18 protein-coding genes are annotated in these 22137 nt (G+C 65.1%); 10 read left to right on the top strand and 8 right to left on the bottom strand.

Features of this window, described 5'->3' with window-relative positions; genetic code table 11:
• Positions 1 to 5: 5 nt before the first annotated feature.
• From ybeY to FOY51_RS10845, 3 genes are all read right to left on the bottom strand, one after another.
• Positions 6 to 557, bottom strand: coding sequence for an rRNA maturation RNase YbeY (gene ybeY / locus FOY51_RS10855; RefSeq protein ID WP_149430248.1), 552 nt, complete (start codon positions 555 to 557; stop codon positions 6 to 8).
• Between the two features lie 86 nt (positions 558 to 643).
• On the bottom strand, positions 644 to 1729 hold the full coding sequence (locus FOY51_RS10850) for a PhoH family protein (RefSeq protein WP_149430247.1): 1086 nt from the start codon (positions 1727 to 1729) through the stop codon (positions 644 to 646).
• A 106-nt stretch (positions 1730 to 1835) separates the two neighbouring features.
• Positions 1836 to 3065: an FAD-dependent monooxygenase gene (locus tag FOY51_RS10845; RefSeq protein WP_149430246.1), complete on the bottom strand. Its 1230-nt coding sequence runs from the start codon at positions 3063 to 3065 to the stop codon at positions 1836 to 1838.
• Between the two features lie 78 nt (positions 3066 to 3143).
• Between FOY51_RS10845 and FOY51_RS10840 the strand changes: the two genes are divergently transcribed.
• Positions 3144 to 3716: a TetR/AcrR family transcriptional regulator gene (locus tag FOY51_RS10840; protein WP_149430245.1), complete on the top strand. Its 573-nt coding sequence runs from the start codon at positions 3144 to 3146 to the stop codon at positions 3714 to 3716.
• 18 nt (positions 3717 to 3734) lie between these two features.
• Complete coding sequence (locus tag FOY51_RS10835) at positions 3735 to 4253, top strand: hypothetical protein (protein WP_149430244.1); 519 nt, start codon at positions 3735 to 3737, stop codon at positions 4251 to 4253.
• An 11-nt stretch (positions 4254 to 4264) separates the two neighbouring features.
• Here FOY51_RS10835 and FOY51_RS10830 read toward each other — a convergent pair whose 3' ends face one another.
• The 3 genes from FOY51_RS10830 to hrcA are packed head-to-tail and all read right to left on the bottom strand — an operon-like array spanning position 4265 to position 7294.
• On the bottom strand, positions 4265 to 5026 hold the full coding sequence (locus FOY51_RS10830; RefSeq protein WP_149430243.1) for a 16S rRNA (uracil(1498)-N(3))-methyltransferase: 762 nt from the start codon (positions 5024 to 5026) through the stop codon (positions 4265 to 4267).
• A gap of 15 nt (positions 5027 to 5041) precedes the next feature.
• The gene (gene dnaJ / locus FOY51_RS10825) at positions 5042 to 6193 is read right to left on the bottom strand and encodes a molecular chaperone DnaJ (RefSeq protein WP_149430242.1); all 1152 of its coding nucleotides are present in this window, start codon (positions 6191 to 6193) and stop codon (positions 5042 to 5044) included.
• A gap of 57 nt (positions 6194 to 6250) precedes the next feature.
• Complete coding sequence (hrcA, locus tag FOY51_RS10820; RefSeq protein WP_149430241.1) at positions 6251 to 7294, bottom strand: heat-inducible transcriptional repressor HrcA; 1044 nt, start codon at positions 7292 to 7294, stop codon at positions 6251 to 6253.
• 140 nt (positions 7295 to 7434) lie between these two features.
• On the opposite strand from hrcA, the gene FOY51_RS10815 reads away from it, so the two are divergent.
• Positions 7435 to 7731 (top strand): type II toxin-antitoxin system VapB family antitoxin, encoded by a 297-nt coding sequence (locus FOY51_RS10815; RefSeq protein WP_149430240.1) that lies wholly within the window; start codon positions 7435 to 7437, stop codon positions 7729 to 7731.
• 15 nt (positions 7732 to 7746) lie between these two features.
• On the opposite strand, the gene hemW is transcribed toward FOY51_RS10815, so the two are convergent.
• Positions 7747 to 8940, bottom strand: a complete 1194-nt coding sequence (gene hemW / locus FOY51_RS10810; protein ID WP_149430239.1) for a radical SAM family heme chaperone HemW — start codon at positions 8938 to 8940, stop codon at positions 7747 to 7749.
• Between the two features lie 116 nt (positions 8941 to 9056).
• Between hemW and FOY51_RS27960 the strand changes: the two genes are divergently transcribed.
• The 7 genes from FOY51_RS27960 (at position 9057) to FOY51_RS10780 (ending at position 21247) form a co-directional block, all read left to right on the top strand.
• Complete coding sequence (locus FOY51_RS27960) at positions 9057 to 9149, top strand: Ms4527A family Cys-rich leader peptide (RefSeq protein ID WP_353961364.1); 93 nt, start codon at positions 9057 to 9059, stop codon at positions 9147 to 9149.
• Between the two features lie 116 nt (positions 9150 to 9265).
• A complete protein-coding gene (locus FOY51_RS10805; protein WP_149430238.1) occupies positions 9266 to 11053 on the top strand; it encodes a nitrite/sulfite reductase in 1788 nt (595 codons plus the stop codon).
• Complete coding sequence (locus FOY51_RS10800; RefSeq protein ID WP_149430237.1) at positions 11050 to 11766, top strand: phosphoadenylyl-sulfate reductase; 717 nt, start codon at positions 11050 to 11052, stop codon at positions 11764 to 11766. The genes FOY51_RS10805 and FOY51_RS10800 overlap by 4 nt, the downstream gene beginning before the upstream one ends.
• Before the next feature lie 17 nt (positions 11767 to 11783).
• The gene (gene cysD, locus FOY51_RS10795; RefSeq protein ID WP_235916246.1) at positions 11784 to 12782 is read left to right on the top strand and encodes a sulfate adenylyltransferase subunit CysD; all 999 of its coding nucleotides are present in this window, start codon (positions 11784 to 11786) and stop codon (positions 12780 to 12782) included.
• A 1-nt stretch (position 12783) separates the two neighbouring features.
• On the top strand, positions 12784 to 14109 hold the full coding sequence (locus FOY51_RS10790) for a sulfate adenylyltransferase subunit 1 (protein ID WP_149430236.1): 1326 nt from the start codon (positions 12784 to 12786) through the stop codon (positions 14107 to 14109).
• A gap of 10 nt (positions 14110 to 14119) precedes the next feature.
• Positions 14120 to 14872 carry a sirohydrochlorin chelatase gene (locus FOY51_RS10785; protein WP_149430235.1) on the top strand — a complete coding sequence of 251 codons (753 nt, stop codon included), beginning with the start codon at positions 14120 to 14122 and terminating at the stop codon, positions 14870 to 14872.
• Positions 14873 to 15394: 522 nt separating this feature from the next.
• A complete protein-coding gene (locus FOY51_RS10780) occupies positions 15395 to 21247 on the top strand; it encodes a non-ribosomal peptide synthetase (protein WP_149430234.1) in 5853 nt (1950 codons plus the stop codon).
• Here FOY51_RS10780 and FOY51_RS10775 read toward each other — a convergent pair.
• Positions 21232 to 22131 (bottom strand): LysR family transcriptional regulator, encoded by a 900-nt coding sequence (locus FOY51_RS10775; protein WP_149430233.1) that lies wholly within the window; start codon positions 22129 to 22131, stop codon positions 21232 to 21234. The genes FOY51_RS10780 and FOY51_RS10775 overlap by 16 nt on opposite strands.
• Positions 22132 to 22137 lie beyond the last annotated feature (6 nt).

Genomic DNA, 22137 nt, shown 5'->3' with positions numbered 1-22137 from the left:
GTCGCTCACCGGTGGGCGTCGTCGGGACGGTCGAAGAATCCGGCCTTACCGAGCAGTCGCGCATCGCGCTCGGCAAGTGCTGCTGCGCGGGCGGCTTGCCGCACACTGTCTTCCCAGTCGGCGAGCAGTTGATTCTGGAGGCCGAACATTTCCTTCTCTTCGTCCGGCTCGGCGTGGTCGTAGCCCAAGAGGTGCAGCACACCGTGCACGGTCAGCAAGGCGAGTTCGTGCGCCAACGAATGCCCAGCCTGCTTGGCCTGGCCGAACGCGAACGCCGGGCACAAGACGATGTCGCCCAGCATCGACGGGCCGGGTTCGGGACTGTCCGGGCGGCCGCCCGGCTCCAACTCGTCCATCGGGAAAGACATGACGTCGGTGGGGCCTGGGAGGTCCATCCATCGCACGTGCAGATCGGCCATGGTGTCGAGATCGACGAGCACCATCGACAGTTCCGCCGCCGGATGCACGTCCATCCGGGCGATCGTGAATCGCGCGACGCTGATCAAGTCCGACTCGGAGACATCCATCCCCGATTCGTTCGAGACCTCGATACTCATAGCTGCAATCCTCGGGATCGATGGGCGGGCAGTCCGGTACTGTCCGGTCTCACCCTATCGGCCCTGATCCGACAGACCCGCCAACCTCAACGCCGCGCTGTGCGCGACTGAGCTGCGCGACGCTGAGTTCGATTGCCCAGCGCCGGACGCTCGCCTTCGGACTCGAACCGCTCATACGCGTCGACGATGTCGGCAACCAGGCGATGCCGCACCACGTCACTGCTGGTCAGCTGGGCAAAATGAATATCGTCGATATCGGTGAGGATGTCCGCCGCCGCGCGCAGACCCGAGCGCGCGCCACCACCGAGGTCCACCTGCGTGACGTCGCCGGTGACCACGATCTTCGAGCCGAAGCCCAACCGTGTGAGGAACATCTTCATCTGCTCGGCCGTGGTGTTCTGCGCCTCGTCGAGAATGATGAACGCATCGTTGAGGGTGCGGCCACGCATGTACGCGAGCGGTGCGACCTCGATGACGCCGGCGGCCATCAGTTTCGGGATCGCCTCCGGATCCATCATGTCGTGCAGCGCGTCGTACAGCGGCCGTAGGTACGGGTCGATCTTTTCGTTCAGCGTGCCAGGGAGAAAGCCGAGCCGCTCCCCCGCCTCGACGGCGGGCCGGGTCAGGATGATGCGGGTGACCTGCTTCGTCTGCAGGGCCTGCACCGCCTTGGCCATCGCCAGGTACGTCTTACCGGTGCCTGCCGGGCCGATGCCGAAAACCACTGTGTTGGCATCGATCGCGTCGACGTAGCGCTTCTGGTTCAGCGTCTTCGGGCGGATCGTCTTGCCGCGCCGCGACAGAATGTCGAGGCTCAACACTTCCGCGGGCGACTCGGAAACGCCCTGCGTGAGCATCGAATACGTGTGCCGCACGGCCTCCGGTGTGATCGGTTGTCCGCGTTCGACCAGAGCTGCCAGCTGACCGACGACACGCTCGGCGAGCGCGACGTCCGGACCTGCACCGGTGAGCGTCACAGCGTTGCCGCGAACGTGAATGTCGGCGTCCAGTACCTGTTCCAATTGCCGAAGATTTGCATCGGCCGAACCGAGGAACGGAAAGACGGCGTCGGAGGAAAGCTCGACTACGGACCGGACCGTCCGCGCTTGACCTGCAGCGTTGCCGCTCGGGGTGGCCTTCGAAGACTCGCCGATGTCGCTTTGTGCACTCACGTGGTGGCGCTCGCCTCTCTCTCGGCAGTTCTGCCGACTCTTCTACCGAAAGTCTAACTCTCGCATCGGACGACGCCCACTGGTTAAGCCGCGGGCAGAAGGGTCGTCACGGCGCGACGGCGGGATCGGTGTAACTCGGCAACGTGTAGTCGTCGGTGTCCGTCATCATCTTGACCAACAGCGGACGCATCGGCCTACTCGTCATGACCCGCATCGCCACCCGGCCGATCCGCACACCGAATGACGTCTTGGGCAACATGAACTTCACGCCGCCGCCGGGCACCTCCTGCGCTGTGGCAAGCAACGGACGTACCGCCTCTTCGTAACGGGCCAGCGCAGCCGCAACGTCGTCGGGGTCGGCTGCGATTTCGCCGGCAAGGACGTAGGCGCCGACGAGCGCCATGGCGGTGCCTTGCCCCGTGAGCGGCGAGCCGCAGTACCCGGCGTCGCCGAGCAGCGTCGCGCTGCCCTTCGACAGACTCGGCATGTCCACACGGGCAAGCTCGTCGAAATAGAAGTCGTCGGCGCTGTTCATGGCGTCGAGGACGGTCGGCGCTTCCCAGCGCGCGGTTGCGAGATGCTCGCGAATCAGCCGTCGTTGCGCGTCGACGTCGCGACGAAGTGTCGGGTCGGCCGGTGCGCGCACGGTGATGACAGCTTTCGAGGTCGAGGGGTCGTAGTCGGCGCGGATCGCGACCGAGGCGTTCGGGACCGTGTGCATCGAAAGCCAACCCTGCTGGATGTTCTCGGGTGTCGGGATGGTGAAGAACGACATGTAGCCGCCGAGGTTGGTCGCGAACTGCTCCTCCGGACCGAACACCATGCCTCGCAAAGCCGAATGCACACCGTCGGCACCGATCACCAGGTCGAACCTGCCGTTCGCCCCGGAGGCGAAGGTCACGTCCATGCCGTCGTCGTTCTGCCGCACCGCACCGACCCACTCGCCGTAGCGGTAGTCGACGCCGCCGGCGGCGTCGATCTGGTCGAGCAACACTTGATTGAGGTCGCCGCGAGTGATCTCGATGTCGGCAACGGGCCCCTTGCCGTCGAGCATCTCCATCGACATGCGCGCGAATTCGCGCCCCTGCCCGTCGACGTAGGACATGCCGCGTTCGTCCAGCTGCCGTGCGCGGACGCCGGGCATGAGGCCCATCCGCTGCGCGACTTTACGGCTCGGGCCGCGCAGGTCGACGGCCTGCCCGCCCGGACGCGGACCGGCGGAGCGCTCGACAACCGTGGTGCGGATTCCCGCTCGGATCAGTTGCAGCGCTACCGCGTTTCCTGCGATGCCGCCGCCGCAGACCAGCACGTTCAGCGGGGTTCGATTCTGGTTCATGACGACGTCCAACCTGTTGTACGAATGTGTCAGACATATGTCTAACACGAATGTGTCAGCGACCGCTAGAGTCAGCGCATGGGAAATCGAGAAGACCTCATGGCAGGCGCTCGAAAGGCGATCCTCGAGCACGGTCTGGCGAACACGACGGCGCGCGATATCGCGACTGCCGCCGGGGTGAGCCTCGCCGCCATCGGCTACCACTTCGGGTCGAAGGATCGATTGATAACCGAAGCGCTCAACGAGTCGTTGGGCAGTGGCATCGGGGATGCGATGGAGACCCTGATCCGAGACACGGGTGCCACCCAGTCGCTGCCCGAAGCATTCGCAGCGACGTGGAACGGTATGCGCGACGTGCTCGAGCGCAACCGCGACGGCCTGATGCTCAGCTTCGAGAACGGGTCCCGAATCGCGCGGTCGCCGGAGGCCCAGCAGCACATGACCAACTCGATCGGAGGGGTCTACGACGACCTCGCCGCCGTAGTGCGTACCACGCATCCCGACTTGAATTCCGAACAGGCCCGATCGATCGCCCAGTTGTATTTCGTTCTGCTGCAGGGGTTTGCGACGCTGTCGCTGCTGACCCCCGAGGGTGAATTACCCGACGGCGACGACCTCGCTCGGGCTGTGGCCGCCCTCTCGGGACGCTGATGTCAGGATCGAATCCGCGTGACCACAACCATGCCCATAGCGCGCGAAGTGGGCCAAAATGTGCGCGTGCACAACCGAATTGCTCTGCTCACACTGGCCGTCGCCGGGTTCGTCGTCTTCGGCTCCGGGCTCGCCCAGGCCGATCCGGTCACGCCGGATCCGAACCAACCAGCGAACGGTTTCGGCGTTGTCGGACCGCTGCTGACCGGACCGATGTCACCGGTCCAACTACCCGCACCGACTGTGACGACCGAAGCCGATACGACGACGGTGACGGCCCATCCGTTCCTTGCACCCTGGGTACACGCCGCGATCCCGATCGATCCGGACAGCGTCGTCGAACTCCATGGCGCCGCACGGGTCACGGTTCCCGACCTGGCAACCGGCGGACGGCTGGTGATCAATCCGAACGGGCACTGCATCTTCGTCGGCGCGGATGCCGCGGCCGGCGCATCGACCGAAACGGCGCTGGCACCCGTTCGAATCGACACACCCGCGTTCGCCTTGACCATCGAGCCCTCGCTGCGACATCGCTGAAGGTTGTCGCGTTATTGAGGCGGAGCCGAATCCCAGCGACGGGTGAGCACGCCCAACGCACCCAACGCCACCGCGGCGGCGGTCGAGGTTCGCAGCACGGTGGGGCCTAGCAACACGGTGCGGGCGCCGGCGTCGATCAGCCGATCGAGTTCGGAAGAGTCGAGGCCGCCTTCGGGTCCCACGATCAATACCACACCAGGCGCATCGGAAACCGGAAGGTCGGCGAACCGATGACTCGCCGACTCGTGCAGTGCCGCAACGACACTGCCGTCAGCGACCTCACGGCGTACCAGTTCGACGACGCCCGCCGTGTCGTGCAGATCGTCGACGGTCGGCACGATCGCGCGCCGCGATTGCTTCGCCGCCGCCAGCGCTGCCGCGCGCCACTTCGCAATTCCCTTGGGCGCCTTGGGCCCGTCCCACCGTGCGACGCAACGAGATGCCTGCCAGGGGACGATGCGGTCGATGCCCGCCTCGGTCGCCAACTCGACTGCCAACTCCGAGCGCTCGGACTTCGGTAGCGCCTGCACCAACGTCACGGTCGGCCTCGGCAGGTCGACAGTCCAGCGTCGGGTGACAGTCAAGTCGAGCCGATCACGTTGCGCCGCAACCACAACCGTATCGGCGAACTCGCCCGCGCCGTCCGAGACGGTCAGCCGCTCCCCCACCTTGATACGCCGGACGGTCGCGGCGTGGTGACCTTCTTTGCCGTCGAGTACCGCGATGTCGTCCACCGCGGGTACCCGCTCGATGTAGAAGACAGTGGCTGCCACGATCGAGGTCGTTGGTCAGCGACCGCTGAACGAGGCACGCAGGCGGGAGAACAAGCCACCGCTCTGTGCCGACGACGTGGTCACCACTTCGGCATGCTCGCGATCGCGCAGGCCCTTGTAGTCGCGCAGCAGATCGGCCTGCTTGTGATCGAGCCTGTTCGGCACCACCACTTCGAGGTGCACGTTCAGATCGCCGCGCACACCGGAACGCAGCTTCGGCATCCCGTGGCCCCGAATGACGCTGACCGCGTTCGGCTGCGTACCCTGCTCCACCGTGAGCTCGGTTGGCCCGTCGATGATCGTGTCGATCACCACGGTGGTACCCAGCGCCGCATCCACCATCGGGACGCGAACGGTGCAGTGCAGATCGTCGCCGTCGCGGACGAACACCTCGTGCTGTTGCTCGATCACCTCGATGTACAGGTCGCCTGCGGGACCACCGCCGGGGCCCACCTCACCCTGAGCAGCGAGCCGGATCCGCATCCCGCTGGCAACGCCTGCGGGCACCTTCGCGGTGATGTCGCGGCGGGCGCGGACTCGACCGTCACCGCCGCACTTGTGGCATGGATCGGGGATCACTTCGCCGGCACCGCGGCAGGTCGGGCAGGGGCGCGAGGTCATGACCTGACCGAGGAACGAGCGCTGCACGCTCTGCACCTCGCCTGCGCCGCCGCAGGTGTCGCATCGGATGGGCTTGGAATTGCCGTTGGTTCCCGAGCCGGTGCACACGTCGCAGAGGATCGCGGTGTCGACGGTGATGTGCTTGGTCACGCCCACAGCGCACTCGTCGAGCGTCAGTTTGGTGCGCAGCAGCGAGTCGGCGCCGGGCTGCACTCGACCGCGAGGGCGTCGTGAGCCACCGCCGCCGCCACCGAAGAAGGCTTCGAACACGTCGCCGAGTCCCCCACCGAAGCCGGCACCGCCGAATCCACCGCCACCACCGCCGCCGGATTCGAGTGGATCGCCACCGAGATCGACGATCCGGCGCTTCTCCGGATCGGTGAGCACCTCGTACGCCGTCGAGATTTCCTTGAAGCGGGCCTGTGCCGCCTCGTCGGGATTGACGTCGGGGTGCAACTCGCGCGCGAGCTTGCGGTACGCCCGCTTGAGCTCCTGGTCGGTCGCATTGCGCCCGACACCGAGCATTCCGTAGTAGTCGCGTGCCACGTTGAGTCTCTCGTCCTAACTGTCCACTGTCGAAACTGTGTGCCATCCATGAAAAAGCTATCTTCCGGCCAGTACCTCGCCGATATATCTGGCAACGGCGGCCACATTGGCGATTGTTCCCGGGTAATCCATTCGCGTCGGGCCCAGCACGCCCATGTTGCCCAACACCATGCCCTGCGCGCCGTAACCCGTCGACACCACCGATGCTCCGCGCATCTGCTCCACCTGCGTCTCTTCGCCGATCCGCACGGTCACCGTTCCGGGGTGCTGCGCGGCGGCGATGAGTTTGAGCACAACCACCTGCTCTTCCAGCGCTTCGAGTACGGACCGCAGCGAACCGGGGAACCCGGCGACTCCGGCGAAATCGGCGGCGTTGCGGGTGAGATTAGCGGTTCCGCCCAGCACGAGGCGTTCTTCCGGATGCTCGACGAGGCTCTCGACCAGCACGGTCGCCGTCCGAATCACGACGTCGTGCAGGTGTTCCGGCGCGTTCTCGGCGAGCGTGGCAACGGCGGCGGAGGCTTCGGAAAGCTTCTTGCCTTCCATCGCACCGCCGAGCAACGCACGCAACTTGGACAGATCGTCGTCGTCGATCACGTCGCCCAGCTCGACCATGCGCTGATCGACGCGGCCGGTGTCGGTGATCAATACCAGCAACAACCGCGCAGGTGTCAATGCGACCACCTCGAGGTGGCGGACCGACGACGCGGACAGCGTCGGATATTGCACGACCGCGACTTGGCGGGTCAGCTGAGCGAGCAGTCGGACACCGCGTCGCAACACGTCGTCGAGGTCGAGGCCAGAATCCAGGAACTCCAGAATCGCGCGACGTTCGGCAGGCGAAAGCGGTTTGACCTCTGCAATTCGATCGACGAACTGCCGATAACCCTTGTCCGTGGGCACTCGGCCCGAGCTGGTGTGCGGCTGCGTGATGTAGCCCTCGGCTTCGAGAAAGGCCATGTCGTTGCGGACCGTCGCACTGGAAACACCCAGATTGTGTCGGTCGACCAGCGCTTTCGAGCCGATCGGCTCTTGGGTGGAGACGTAGTCGGCGACGATTGCGCGAAGGACCTCGAATCGTCTGTCGTCAGTACTCGACATCGAAGGTCACCTCCCGTCACCTGGGCAGATCCTCGTCGGTCGAGGTGATTCACATAGCCCGCAACTATCCAGTCTAGTGGGTACAACCGCTTCGGCCGCCCGACGACATAGGCTGTCGCCATGATCCTCGAGGGCACCGCATGATCTTCAAAGGGACCATGGACGGCAAGCCCTACCCCGATCACGGACTGTCGATCCGAGAGTGGTCGCAAATTCCGCCCCGCCAGGTACGACTGGACGAGATCGTCACCACCACCCGAGTCCTGGCCCTCGACCGCTTGCTGTCGGAAGATTCCACCTTCTACGGCGACCTCTTTCCGCATGCAGTCCGCTGGCGAGGCGTGATCTACCTGGAAGATGGCCTCCACCGCGCCGTGCGCGCAGCACTGCGAAATCGCCTGGTCCTACACGCAAGGGTGCTCGAACTCGAAGCCTGAGCGGTGAGATGAGCGTCAGCGCAACACGTCACGGATGACGCCGTCGGCCAGCAACCGGCCCCGATCGGTCAAGATCAACCGCTCCCCGGCCTGCCTCAGCAAACCGCGCTCGACCACGGCGTCGGCGGCTGCCCGCTCGTCGGAATCCAGCGCATCGAGCGGCAGCCCGCTGCGCAGCCTCGTCGTCAGCATCACTCGCTCCATGTGCTGTTCCGCGCCGGTCAACACCTCCGAACCGCCAACCGGAAGTTGTCCCGCTGCAAGGGTTTCCGCGTAACGGGCCGGATGCTTGACGTTCCACCAGCGCACGCCGGCCACGTGGCTGTGCGCTCCAGGTCCGGCACCCCACCAGTCGCCGCCGTCCCAGTAGCCGATGTTGTGCTTGCACACCGCGTCCGCGTCGGCGGCCCAGTTCGACACCTCGTACCAACTCAGTCCCGCTGCCGCCAGCGCCGAGTCGATGCGTTCGTAGCGCGACGCGAGAACGTCGTCGTCGGGGGCGGGCAGTTCACCTCGCCGCACCCGGCGAGCCAGCGCCGTACCGTCCTCGACGATCAACGCATAGGCGGAGACATGGTCGACGCCGGCAGCGAGCACCGCATCCAGCGACGCATCGAGATCACTGTCCCGTTCGCCGGGGGTTCCGTAGATCAGGTCCAGGTTGACGTGCTCGAAACCTGCCGCTCGAGCCTCCTTGGCGGCCGCGACCGCGCGGCCCGGCGTGTGCGTCCTATCGAGCACCTTCAATACGTGCGCCGCCGCCGACTGCATACCCAACGACACCCGGGTGTAGCCGGAATCACGTATTCGATCGAAGAACTGCGGAGACGTCGACTCCGGATTCGACTCGGTGGTCACTTCCGCCCCACCGGAGAGCCCGAAAGTGCCACGAACCGCGTCCAGCACCTCGGCAAGGCCGTCACCGCCCAGCAACGACGGCGTGCCGCCCCCGACGAAAACCGTGTCCGCGGCGGGTGCGTCGCCGAACAACCGCGCAGCCTGGTCCAATTCGCACCGCAAACCTTCCAACCAGGACTGTGGCGACGCCGACGTGCCGAGTTCACCGGCCGTGTAGGTGTTGAAGTCGCAATAGCCGCAGCGTGTCGCACAGAACGGCACGTGAACGTAGATGCCGAACGGTGCTGCCGAGTTGCGAGGTCGCGCGAGGAGCGCACGTTCGAGTTGTTCACTCTCCACCAGCCCGGTCATCACTCCAGTCTCCCGCAACTCGACAGCCTTCCCACCACCTGGGCATTTCCCCCGAAATCGAGGGAAATAGGTTCGTGCGGTCGGACGGACCGATCTGACGTGGCACAATAGGGGCCATGACCGGACCCGGAGTGCGACTTGTGGCGCGTCGCCACGTCGACCTCAAGCGTGTCTGTAGCTCGTGTTGTCTGCCCGGCAGCCCCCGGTAGTTCAGCCAGCAATTCTCGAGTTCCACGCCGAACCCCCGCCGGCTGCGGTGAAACAAGCGTGACCAGCCCGTCGCGCACCACCGCACAGGCGACCTCGAATTTCAGGAGCCATCTCCATGACGTCGACACCCGACGCCGGTCCGACAGAGCGTCACACCCGTGCCCACGCCGAGCCCTCGGCTCGCGTACGCGCGGCACACAAGACAGCGGCAACCCGCGCCGATGTCGCCCCTCGCGAGCGCGTCGCCCGGCCCGTCAAGCGCAAGGCTGAGGGCCAGTGGGCACTCGGCTACCGCGAGCCGCTCAACGCCAACGAGCAGGCGAAGAAGGACGATCACCCACTCAACGTGCGCGCGCGCATCGAGAACATCTACGCCAAGGGTGGCTTCGACAGCATCGACAAGGGCGATCTGCGCGGCCGGATGCGCTGGTGGGGGCTTTACACCCAGCGTGAGCAGGGCTACGACGGCACCTGGACCGGCGACGAGAACATCGATCTACTCGAAGCCAAGTACTTCATGATGCGCATCCGCTGCGATGCCGGAGCACTGAACGTTGCGCAGCTCCGCACGCTCGGCGGTATCTCCACCGAATTCGGCCGCGATACCGCGGACATCTCGGACCGCGAGAACGTCCAGTTCCACTGGATCGAGGTGGAGAACGTCCCCGAGATCTGGAAGCGAATCGAAGGCGTCGGCCTCAAGACCACTCAGGCGTGCGGCGATTGCCCGCGCGTGGTCCTCGGATCGCCGTTGGCGGGTGAATCGCTCGACGAGATCATCGACCCCACTCCGGCCATCGACGAGATCGTGAAGCGCTACGTCGGCAAGAAGGAATACTCCAACCTGCCGCGCAAGTTCAAGACCGCGATCTCGGGCCAGCAGGACGTGGTCCACGAGATCAACGACGTCGCCTTCATCGGCGTGAACCACCCCGAGCACGGCCCCGGCCTCGACCTGTGGGTCGGCGGCGGTCTGTCCACCAACCCGATGCTTGCCAAGCGTGTCGGCGTGTGGATTCCGCTCGACGAGGTTCCCGACGTCTGGGAAGGCGTCGTCTCCATCTTCCGTGACTACGGCTACCGCAGGTTGCGGTCGAAGGCGCGGCTGAAGTTCCTGATCAAGGACTGGGGCATCGAGAAGTTCCGCGAGGTTCTCGAAACCGAATACCTGAAGCGGAAACTGATCGACGGACCCGCGCCCGAGCAGATCACCCGCCCGATCGATCACGTCGGTGTGCAGAAGCTGAAGAACGGCCTCAATGCCGTCGGCGTCGCCCCGATCGCGGGCCGCGTGTCCGGCACCATCCTGAGCAAGGTCGCCGACATCGCCGAGAAAGCGGGCTCCGATCGGATCCGCTTCACGCCGTACCAGAAGCTGATCGTGCTCGACGTCCCCGACGACAAGCTCGACGACCTGATCGCCGACCTGGACGCGATCAATCTGCCTGCGCGCCCGTCGCATTGGCGCAAGAACCTGATGGCCTGCTCCGGCATCGAGTTCTGCAAGCTGTCGTTCGCCGAAACCCGCAAGCGCTCACAGGTTTTGGTGCCGGAGCTGGAGCAGCGGCTGGCAGATCTCAACGATCAGCTGGACGTGCCGGTGACCATCAACATCAACGGTTGCCCCAACTCGTGCGCTCGGTCCCAGGTAGCCGACATCGGCTTCAAGGGTCAGTTGATGGACGACGACGAGGGGAATGTAGTGGAGGGCTTCCAGGTTCACCTAGGAGGCAGCCTCGGCTTCGACAGCGCCTTCGGTCGAAAGCTGCGGCAGCACAAGGTGACCAGCCCGGAGCTCGGCGACTACATCGATCGGGTTGTGCGCAACTTCATCAAGAACAAGAACGAAGGCGAGCGGTTCGCACAGTGGGCCGTCCGAGCTGACGAGGATGATTTGCGATGACAGTGACTCACACCCGCACCAAGTCCGAGGTAGAGCTGCGTGATCTCGCGGCGAAGGGCGCCGCCGAACTCGACGGCGCATCGGCCCTGGAATTGCTGCAGTGGACCGAAGACAACTTCGGTACCAACTTCACGGTGGCGTCGAACATGCAGGACGGCGTCCTTGTTCACCTCGGCGCGCAAGTACACCCCGGCGTGGACGTGCTGTTCCTGGACACCGGCTATCACTTCGCCGAGACCATCGGCACGCGTGACGCGGTGGAGGCGGTGTACGGCGTCAACGTCGTCAACGCAAAGGCCGAAGCCAGTGTCGCAGAGCAGGATGTCGCGGAGGGCAAGGACCTGTTCGCCCGCGATCCCGGTCGGTGCTGCTTCCTCCGCAAAGTCGTTCCGCTGCAGAACACTTTGCGCAATTACGACGCGTGGGTCACCGGCATTCGCCGCGTCGAATCGCCGACCCGCGCCAACGCGCCACTGATTTCGTTCGACGACTCGTTCGGCCTCGTCAAGATCAACCCGATCGCGGCGTGGACGGACGATGAGATGCAGGAATACATCGAGAAGCACTCCATCTTGGTGAATCCGCTTGTCGACGAGGGCTATCCGTCCATCGGGTGTGCGCCGTGCACGGCCAAGCCCGCCCCTGGAGCCGATCCGCGAAGTGGCCGCTGGGCCGGCCTCGCCAAGACCGAATGTGGGTTGCACAGCTCATGACCGCTCAAATCAGTACGATGCCGAACCTGTCTGTACCGAACGGGCACTCCGCAGGCTCCGCGCCTGACAACGGGCACTCCGCAGGCTCCGCGCCTGACAACGGGCACTCCGCAGGCTCCGCGCCTGGCTTCGACACGCTCGCCGCCCTCGAATCCGAAGCGATCCACATCTTCCGTGAGGTCGCAGGCGAATTCGAGCGCCCGGTGATCCTGTTCTCGGGCGGTAAGGACTCGACGGTGCTGCTGCATCTGGCGCTCAAGGCGTTCTGGCCCGCACCCCTGCCGTTCGCACTCCTGCATGTGGACACCGGGCACAACCTCCCCGAGGTGCTGGCGTTCCGCGACGAGATCGTCGAGCGCTACAACCTGCGTCTGCATGTCGCCAGCGTGGAGGATTACATCGCCGACGGGCGGCTCACCGAGCGCCCTGACGGCATCCGCAACCCGTTGCAGACCGTGCCCCTTCTCGACGCGATCACCGAAAACCGCTTCGACGCGGTCTTCGGCGGCGCCCGCCGCGACGAGGAGCGAGCACGCGCCAAGGAGCGAATCTTCTCGCTGCGCAACGCATTCGGTCAGTGGGACCCCAAGCGGCAGCGCCCCGAGCTGTGGAACCTCTACAACGGCAAGCACTCCCCCGGCGAGCAGGTTCGCGTGTTCCCGTTGAGCAACTTCACCGAGCTGGACATCTGGCGCTACATCGCCCGCGAGAACGTGGCATTGGCCAGCATCTACTACGCCCACCAGCGTCCCGTCTATCAGCGTGACGGCATGTGGATGACGCCCGGCGTGTGGGGCGGGCCGAGTGAAAACGAAGAGCTGCAAGAGCTTTCGGTGCGCTACCGCACCGTCGGCGACGGTTCCACCACCGGTGCCGTGCTCTCCGAAGCCGCGGACAACGAGGCGATCCTCGCCGAGGTCGCCGCATCCCGACTCACCGAGCGCGGCGCCACTCGTGGCGACGACCGGGTATCCGAAGCAGCGATGGAAGACCGTAAGCGAGAGGGCTACTTCTGATATGCACGAGCGAAGCCCGCGAAGCGAGCATCAGCCCGACCTGTTGAGACTTGCCACTGCCGGCAGCGTCGACGACGGCAAGTCCACACTGGTGGGCCGGTTGCTCTACGACACCAAGTCCGTTCTCGCCGATCAGATCGACGCGGTGACCCGCGCATCGGTCGACAAGGGATTGTCCACACCGGATCTCTCTCTACTGGTCGACGGCCTTCGCGCCGAACGCGAGCAGGGCATCACCATCGACGTCGCGTACCGCTATTTCGCAACGCCCACTCGGTCTTTCGTGTTAGCAGACACCCCGGGACACGTGCAGTACACCCGCAACACCGTGTCCGGCGCATCAACGGCACAGTTGGTGATTCTGCTTGTGGACGCACGCAAGGGTGTGATCGAGCAGACGCGTAGGCACGCAGCCGTTCTGGCGTTGCTCGGAGTGCCCAAGCTGGTGCTTGCCGTGAACAAGATCGATCTGGTCGAGGATCCGGCAACGGTGTTCGCTCAGATCTCGGCCGAATTCAATTCACTCACAAGCACTCTCGGTTGGTCGACCGAAGACGTCACCGAGATCCCCGTCTCCGCCCTGCACGGTGACAACGTGGCGAGCCGTTCCGAGAACACTCCGTACTACACGGGCCCCTCCCTGATCGAGCACCTCGAGTCCGTTCCGGTGGACGCGGACAGCGCGGGTCGCCACTCGTTGGGCCTACGATTCCCCGTGCAGTATGTGATCCGCCCTCGTACCGCCGAGTACCCCGACTACCGCGGCTACGCCGGCCAGGTCGCCGCAGGCAGCGTTTCGCCCGGCGACGAGGTGGTCGTGTTGCCGTCCGGCATCCGCACCACGGTCGAGCGGGTCGACACACCGGACGGCGAACTCGATTCGGCACAGGTCGGTCGCAGCGTCACGCTGATCCTTGCCGATGAGGTCGACATTTCCCGCGGCGACACCATCGCCTCCCCCGCGGATGCGCCCGAACCGATCGGCGAGTTCGATGCGACCGTGTGCTGGCTGGCCGAGAAGGGTCTGCGACCAGGCGCTCGAGTGCTACTCAAGCACGGCACCAAGACCACGCAGGCCATCGTCGGAACCCTGGTCGACCGATTCGACGAGCAGAACCTCTCGTCGGATCCGGACCCGGAAACGTTGGAGCTCAACGACATCGGCCGGATCTCGATCCGTGTCGCCGAGCCGATCGTTGCCGACGACTACGCCGTCAATCGCCACACGGGCAGCTTCCTGCTGATCGACCCGGCGGGCGGCAACACCCTCGCGGCCGGGCTGGTCGGAGATGTCTTGAGCTCCGTCGAGGTCGGCAAGTCGGCCTAGGACCGCATTCATGGTTCCGTTGATCGCCGTCGCACACGGCAGCCGCGACCCTCGTTCCGCGAGGGTCATGGCTGCGGTGGTCGACGAGGTTCGGCGAACCAGACCGGGCCTGGACGTACGACTCTGCTTTCTCGATCTCAACGCGCCATCGGTGCACGGGTTGATCGACGCGATCGCCGCCGAGGGGCACACCGGCGCCGTGGTGGCACCGCTGCTACTCGGCAACGCATTTCACGCACGCATCGACCTACCGGGCATCCTCGCGCGCGCCCGGGCCGACCACCCTCACCTCGCACTGCAGCAAGCCGACGTTCTCGGTGCCGATCCGCGTCTGCCCACGATCGTGCGGAACAGGGTGATCGACGCTGGCGCCATCAGCGGTGATGCTCGTCTCGGCGTTGCCGTGGCCGCTGTCGGCTCATCCCGCGTCGCCGCGAATCTGCGCACCCGCCGCGTGGTCGATGCCGTCGTGGCGGGCACGGAGTGGCGAGCGGAACTGTGTTTCGCGACTGCCGATCCCTCCGTCGAGCACGCGATTGCCGCGCTGCGAGCGCGCGGTGCCCGCCGCATCGTCGTTGCACCGTGGTTCTTGGCGCCCGGATTGCTCACCGACCGGGTCGCGGCTGCCGCGAATTCCGCCGACGCCGACGTGACCTGCGCAGACGTCCTCGGCTCACATCACCTGGTCGCGAGCGTGTTGCTGGATCGGTACGACCTGGCACGCTCACAGCTCGATGGGCGCCCGAGCGATTTGACGGCATGACTGCGAGCGCCGCCTGACGCTGCGTTGCAGCACGCGCACAATGTGTCGCATTCCTGACCGGCCGTGTGAGTATGCGCTGCTAAACAGACCGTAGGTCCGCAAAGATCCGATAATTCTCGAAAGAATTCTGTTTACCGTCGTGAATATGCGTGTCACCAGGGCTTGAATCGCGTCGAAATAATATCGAAAGACTTTATCTGCGCCGCATTCCTACTGTAATGAATGCATTCACGGTGTACGAACAGACTGTAATACAAAGAGTCCACGATGCGTTAATCGGCCAAAAACATCACTTCACCTGCATATTTCCCGATCGCGTCGGACAATTCGGACTGCAGTCGTAGCGGCCGCGCCCTCGATCACCCGCAGTAATTTCTTGTGCAAATTATCACTCGAGTGACCAGTTCGATTTTCGTAAGCAGAGGTAATTTGCGATAATTGGGTACTCAAATCTGGGTCATGAGATCGAGCCCGAAGCATTTCGATGAACGCGCATCACCGTAAGCAAGGAGTCGAACTCGAATGACGATAGGTAATTCACTGTCACGGATCGATCCCGACGCGCGAGATTCGTCCTCGAAACGGCCCGCGAGCAGGCAACGACCGGTTCGTCGCAAGCCGAAGCGGGTCGCGACGTTGCCACAGCTACTCGGCAGCGCCGCGGAAGCCAATCCCGACGGCACCGCGCTGTCCTTCGCAGGTGCCACCGTCACCTATGCCGAACTGGACGCCCGCTCGTCGCAGTTGGCCCGGGTACTCATCGCTCGGGGCCTGGGTCCGGAGGATTTGATCGCCATCGGTATTCCCCGCTCGATCGACTCGATCGTCGCCGTGTGGGCCGTGGCCAAGACCGGTGCCGGCTTCGTTCCCGTCGATCCCGACTATCCGGCCGACCGGGTAGCGCACATGATCACCGACTCCGGCGCGCTCGTGGGCCTGACGCTGACCGGCGTCCGCGATCAGCTTCCCGACGGGATCGCCTGGCTCGCGCTCGACGACGACGAGTTGACGAAGGGTGTCGCGCAGCAGTCCGCGGATCCGGTGTCCTACGACGATCGGATCAGCCCGCTCCGCCCGGAACACACCGCATACGTGATCTACACATCGGGTTCCACCGGTCGCCCGAAGGGTGTGCTGGTCACCCATACCGGACTGGACAGCTTCTGCGCCGAACAGCGCGAGCGCTACGGCGTCTCCGCCGAGTCCCGCGCGCTGCACTTCGCCTCGCCGAGCTTCGACGCGTCCGTTCTCGAGCTACTGCTTGCGGTCGGGGCGGGCGCCACGATGGTCATCGCTCCCCCGTCCGTCTACGGCGGCGACGAGTTGAAGGATCTGTTCGCCCGCGAGCGGGTCACACACACGTTCATCACGCCCGCCGCGCTGTCGTCGGTCGATCCCGATGGCCTCGACGATCTCCGCGTCGTGGTGGTCGGCGGCGATGCATGCGGCCCGGACCTGGTGAACCGGTGGGCGACCGGCCGCGAGTTCTACAACGGATACGGGCCGACCGAGACCACGATCATGTCCAACATCAGCGATCCGCTGGTGCCCGGCCAATCGATCACCATCGGCCCCGCCGTTCGCAACATGGCAGCGCACGTACTCGACGAGCGCCTCTCGCCCGTCCCTGTCGGCGTTGCCGGCGAGCTCTATCTGACCGGAATCCAGCTGGCCCGCGGCTATCACCACCGGCTCGCACTGACGGCCGGTCGTTTCGTCGCGAGCCCGTCGGGTGAGCCGGGCACACGGATGTATCGCACCGGCGATGTCGTCCGTCGCCGTGAGAACGGTGCGATCGAGTTCATCGGGCGCAACGACTTTCAGGTCAAGGTCCGCGGCTTCCGCATCGAGCTCGGCGAAATCGATGCCGCACTCGCCGATCATCCCGATGTCAGCTTCGCAGCCACAGTCGGTCGGGAAGCCCCCTCGGGTGCAACGACATTGGTTTCCTACGTCCTGCCGAAGGCAGGCCGCGTCGATGTCAAAGAGCTCGAATCCTTCATCGCGTTGTCGCTCCCCGCGTACATGCTTCCCTCGTCGATCATCGTGCTCGACGAGATCCCGCTGACACCGGTCGGCAAGCTCGACCGCGCCGCATTGCCCGAACCGATTTTCGAAACCGCCGCCTACCGGGCACCCGAAGGACCGCTCGAAGAATTGATCGCGTCCGTATATGCCGATGTTCTCGGGATAGACAACGTGGGCGGCAACGGCGACTTCTTCGAACTGGGCGGAAACTCGCTCATCGCAACGCAGGTCGCAGCTCGACTGGGCGCCGCGCTCGACGCGCGTATTCCAGCCCGTGCGCTGTTCGAATCACCGACGGTCAGCACACTCGCGACGGTGGTCGAACCGCTGCGCGGCCAGGGTGCTCGCCCCGCACTCGTCGCAGGCCCGCGGCCCGAACGGGTCCCGGTGTCCTTTGCGCAGCAGCGGTACTGGTTCCTGAATCAATTCGACACCGCGTCCGCGGTGGACAACATTCCGTTCGCCCTTCGACTTTCGGGCGATCTCGACACAGGCGCATTGCAGGCAGCATTCGCCGATGTCTTCGAGCGTCACGAATCGTTGCGTACGTACTACCCGCTCGACAACACCGAGCCGTGCCAGGTCGTTGTTCCTGCGGCACAGGCCATCCCAGATTTGACGCCCGTCGTGATCGACGAGCACGAGGTACTCGACAGCGTGTTGGCCGTCGCAATGCGCGGTTTCGACGTCGCCGTCGAGGTTCCCGTGCACGCACGCGTCTTCGAGGTCGGCGACGACTGCGTGCTGGCGTTCGTCGTCCATCACGTTGCCGCCGACGGTTCCTCCATCGCTCCGTTCGCGCGGGATCTCACCGTCGCGTACGCGGCGCGCACCCAGGGGATGGCGCCGCAATGGGCACCGCTGAGCGTGCAATATGCCGACTACTCGTTGTGGCAGCGCGCGTTGCTCGGCGCCGACAACGATCCGAATTCGTTGGCGGCCCGCCAGATCGACTATTGGACCGAGCAATTGGCCGGTATGCCCGATCAACTCGAACTCCCCGGTGACCGCCCGCGCCCGGCGGCGCAGTCCTTCCGAGGCGCCACAACGCAATTCACGTTGGACGGCGCACTGCACCACGACCTGCTGGAGCTGTCGCGCCGCAACGGATCGTCGTTGTTCATGGTCATGCACGCGGCATTGTCGGTGCTGCTGGGTCGGCTGTCCGGCACCGACGACGTGGCCGTCGGCACTCCGATCGCCGGGCGTGGCGAAGCGGTACTCGACGATCTGATCGGCATGTTCGTCAACACCCTCGTGCTGCGAGTGCGGTTGGAACAGTCGGAGGGCTTCGACGATCTGCTGAGTCGGGTCCGCGAAACGGATCTACAGGCCTACGCGCATGCAGAGGTGCCGTTCGAGCGGCTCGTCGAGGTGCTCAATCCGCCTCGCAGCAACGCCCGCAACCCCATCTACCAAATCGGCTTCCTGTTCCAGAATCTCTCGCACGGCACGCTGGAACTGCCCGGACTGACCGTAAGTCCCGTCGAGCTCGACGCCAACCTCGCCAAGACCGACCTGCAGGTGACCGTCATCGATCAACACGATCACGACGGCCGCCCCGATGACATCGTGATCGAATTCTCCTACGCGGTAGACCTTTTCGATCAGGCCACCATCGCGCAGTTCGCCGAACGCTACGAGCGCGTGCTGCGGTCGGTCGTCGCCGACCCGCAGGCGCCCGTCGGTGACATCGATCTGCTGGAAACCGGCGAGCGTGAGCGCGTGGTGTCACGGTGGAATCGCACACAGCAACGCACCGATACCTCGGCGACTCTCGCCACGCTCCTCGACGCGCAGGTTGCCGAACACGCCGACAACACAGCCCTGGTTGCATGCGGAGACAGCGGCTGGGAACGCAATGCCACTTTGTCGTACGCCGAACTGGACGCTCGCGTCAATCGCCTCGCGCGCTACCTGATCGACGCCGGCGTCGGACCCGAGTCCACGGTCGTTCTCGCCATGGAGCGATCAGTGGAGTTGGTGATCGCCATGTTCGCCGTCGCGAAGTCAGGCGGCGCGTACGTTCCCATCGATCCGTCTCAGCCCGCCGATCGCACCGCCTACCAATTCGACATCGTCGATCCGGTGTGTGTTCTGACGACGAGCCGAGACAGCTTCGAGGCCACTACCGTACGCACGGTGGTAGTCGACGAGCTGAACCTCGCCGACTACGACGACAGCACCATCCGTGACAGCGATCGACTGGCACCGCTGAACCCGACGAACACCGCCTACGTCATCTTCACGTCCGGTTCGACCGGCCGACCGAAGGGCGTGTCGCTGAGCCACGGCGCGATTGCACATCAGTTGCAGTGGAAGCGATCCGAGTTCGAGCTCGGTGCCGACGACGCCATCCTTGTCAAGACCGCGGCGACATTCGATCTCTCCGTCTGGGAGTACTGGACTGCGGCAGTGTCGGGTGGGCGCATGGTGCTTGCGGGACCCGGCGGCCATCGTGACCCGTCGTATCTCAACGACGTGTTGCGTGCCGAAGAGATCACCACGCTGCATGCGGTGCCGTCGATGCTCGACGCCCTGCTCGTGGAAGCGGAAGGCAAGCTACCGACCTCATTGCGTCGCGTCCTCGCAATCGGTGAAGTGCTCCCCGCTGCGACGGCTCAACGCTTCCTCGGTGGCAACAACGCGACGTTGTTCAACCTCTACGGTCCCACCGAGGCCGCGGTGTCGGTCACAGCGCACACCGTGGACGCGGCGGATACGGCGGCCGTACCGGTGGGAATGCCCGAGTGGAACACGCAGGTGCTCGTCCTCGATGCCCGGCTGCACCCCATGCCCGCAGGGGTTCCTGGGGAGTTGTACTTGGCGGGTACACAACTCGCTCGCGGCTACCACGGCCAAAGCGCTTTGACGGCAGAGCGATTCGTCGCCAATCCCTACGGCGATGTCGGCGCGCGGATGTATCGAACCGGCGACCTGGTGTCGTGGACCGAACAGGGCGAGCTGCAATATGTGGGCCGCACCGACTTCCAGGTGAAAGTGCGTGGCTTCCGCATCGAGCTCGGCGAGATCGAGGCAGCGCTGCTGCGCCTGGAAGACGTTGCGCAGGTGGCGGTGTTGTCGCGATCCAACGAGAGTTCCGGTGACCAGCTGGTCGGCTACGTGGTTCCCACCGAGGGCGCCAGCATCGACACCGCCGATCTCAAATCGACACTCGCACATCAACTGCCGTCGTACATGATTCCGTCCGCATCAGTGGTGTTGGACGAGCTACCGCTGACCAAGCACGGCAAGCTGGACCGGCAGGCGCTGCCCGCGCCGCGGACGGACGTCACCCCCTACCGCGCGCCGAGCAATCGAATCGAAGACGCGATCGCAGCGGTCTTCGAAGATCTGCTCGCGGTCGATCGGGTGAGCATCGACGACGACTTCTTCGAACTCGGCGGACACTCACTCCTCGCGGCACGCGCCAGCGCCCGGCTCACCAAGACATTGGGCATACGCGTTGCGCTGCAATGGTTCTTCACCCATCGGACGGTGCACGACCTGGCGCGCCGAGTCACCTCCGATGTCGATACTGCCGACAAGGCGAGCGACGGACTCGACGTACTGATTCCGATCGGTCGCGGCAACACCGAGCAGCCGCTGTTCTGCGTGCACCCCATCAGCGGTCTGGCCTGGATGTACTGGGGCCTCACCGAATACGTGCAACCGACGCGCCAGATCTACGGGCTGCAGTCGCCCTCGATTCTCGAGGCGGATGACAACCCCGCGTCGATCGACCGGATCGCTGCACGCTACGTCGAGGAGATTCGCCGCGCACAACCGCACGGCCCGTACCACCTACTCGGCTGGTCGCTCGGCGGTGTGATCGCCCACGCGATGGCCACGCAGTTGCAGGCCGCGGGTGAAGAGGTGGCATCGCTGACATTGGTCGACTCCATCCGCGAGACGGACGCGGACATGGTGCGCACCGAACTGGCGCAGACCCTACGTTCGCTCGGAGTCGACGTGGACTTGGACGCGCCGGACGGCGAGTTCTCGTTGGCGCAGGCGCAGCGTCTCCTCGACGACATGGCAGTCGGATCCTCGGCACTCACCCCGGAACGGGCGCAACGTCTGTTCGCCAGTGCGCTGCGTGCAGGCGATCTGATGCAGCAGCACCGGCCTCGGCCGTTCGACGGCGATGTGCTGTTCTTCAGTGCGGCGCTGGATCATCCGACCCGCGCCGATGCTGCCGATACCTGGGCTCCACACGTGACCGGTCGCATCACGGACGTCTCTATCGCCGCCCACCACGGCGAGATGATGGCACCGGGTGCGTTGCAGCTACTCGGTCCCGTTCTCGGCGAAGCACTCGGGGCACCCGTTCACGCGCGCAGCTGATCGGGGCGCGTGCTCCATTCTTCGACGAAGTCTCGGAACGCCCGGACCGGCCGCGACAACGGCCTGTCCGGGTTCCAGATCACCCCGATCTCCCGGGTGGCGCCGGCGTCGACGAGCGGGATGAGCACCAGGCCCGGCGGGAGCTGAGGCTGATCGTCGACGGGCAGGACGGCGACGCCTAGGCCTGCACTCACCAGCCCGGCAACCGTGCCGAGCTCGCTCGACTCGAACGTCACTCGAGGCCGAAAATGCGCTGCGGCACAGAGCTCTTCAAGGATGCGCCGCATGCCGAAGTCGGGGTGCATCGCGATGAACGGTTCGTCGATCGCATCGGCGAGTCCGATCTGGCGGCGATCGGCGAAGCGGTGGGTGGCGGGGACAGCCAGGGCCAGTCGCTGCAACATCAGTCGTCGCCACGCCACCGTCGATCCCGCAGGCCGCGGCGACACGATCGCCAGGTCGGCTTCACCTGTCGTCACCCGCCTCGTCACCGCGTCCGCAGCATCCTGCGTCAGAGTGAACGTCACTCGCGGCGACTGCGTACGAAACTGCGCGATCAGAGCCGGGACCAGTCGCACCCCGAACGAATGCAGGAACGAGAGCGCGACGGTCCCCTGCGCGGGATCGATCAGATCGCCGATCTCTCGTTGCGCCGCATCGAGTTCGGCTTGCGCACGTCGCGCCCGCTCGTAGTAGATGCGCCCGAAGCGGTTGAGCGCTATGCGTTTACCGCGTCTGTCGAACAGTTCGGCGTTCAGCCTGCGTTCCAATCGCGCCAACATGCGCGACAACGTCGGCTGAGCGATGTGGAGCTCGTCTGCGGCGGCAGTGACCTGCTCCAGTTCGGCGAGAGTGATGAACCACCGGAGATCGTCGCCCAGCATCGCACC

Origin of the sequence: Antrihabitans cavernicola, from assembly GCF_008297975.1 — a bacterium.
In the GTDB taxonomy this organism is placed as follows: Bacteria; Actinomycetota; Actinomycetes; order Mycobacteriales; family Mycobacteriaceae; genus Antrihabitans; species Antrihabitans cavernicola.
This window is presented reverse-complemented; position numbering and strand designations above follow the sequence as displayed.

Coding starts and splice junctions, on each gene's coding strand:
- ybeY (WP_149430248.1), bottom strand. CDS start 557: ATGAGTATCGAGGTCTCGAACGAATCGGGGATGGATGTCTCCGAGTCG.
- FOY51_RS10845 (WP_149430246.1), bottom strand. CDS start 3,065: ATGAACCAGAATCGAACCCCGCTGAACGTGCTGGTCTGCGGCGGCGGC.
- FOY51_RS10840 (WP_149430245.1), top strand. CDS start 3,144: ATGGGAAATCGAGAAGACCTCATGGCAGGCGCTCGAAAGGCGATCCTC.
- hrcA (WP_149430241.1), bottom strand. CDS start 7,294: ATGTCGAGTACTGACGACAGACGATTCGAGGTCCTTCGCGCAATCGTC.
- FOY51_RS10815 (WP_149430240.1), top strand. CDS start 7,435: ATGATCTTCAAAGGGACCATGGACGGCAAGCCCTACCCCGATCACGGA.
- hemW (WP_149430239.1), bottom strand. CDS start 8,940: ATGACCGGGCTGGTGGAGAGTGAACAACTCGAACGTGCGCTCCTCGCG.
- FOY51_RS27960 (WP_353961364.1), top strand. CDS start 9,057: ATGACCGGACCCGGAGTGCGACTTGTGGCGCGTCGCCACGTCGACCTC.
- FOY51_RS10805 (WP_149430238.1), top strand. CDS start 9,266: ATGACGTCGACACCCGACGCCGGTCCGACAGAGCGTCACACCCGTGCC.
- FOY51_RS10800 (WP_149430237.1), top strand. CDS start 11,050: ATGACAGTGACTCACACCCGCACCAAGTCCGAGGTAGAGCTGCGTGAT.
- cysD (WP_235916246.1), top strand. CDS start 11,784: ATGCCGAACCTGTCTGTACCGAACGGGCACTCCGCAGGCTCCGCGCCT.
- FOY51_RS10790 (WP_149430236.1), top strand. CDS start 12,784: ATGCACGAGCGAAGCCCGCGAAGCGAGCATCAGCCCGACCTGTTGAGA.
- FOY51_RS10785 (WP_149430235.1), top strand. CDS start 14,120: ATGGTTCCGTTGATCGCCGTCGCACACGGCAGCCGCGACCCTCGTTCC.
- FOY51_RS10780 (WP_149430234.1), top strand. CDS start 15,395: ATGACGATAGGTAATTCACTGTCACGGATCGATCCCGACGCGCGAGAT.
- FOY51_RS10775 (WP_149430233.1), bottom strand. CDS start 22,131: ATGCTGGGCGACGATCTCCGGTGGTTCATCACTCTCGCCGAACTGGAG.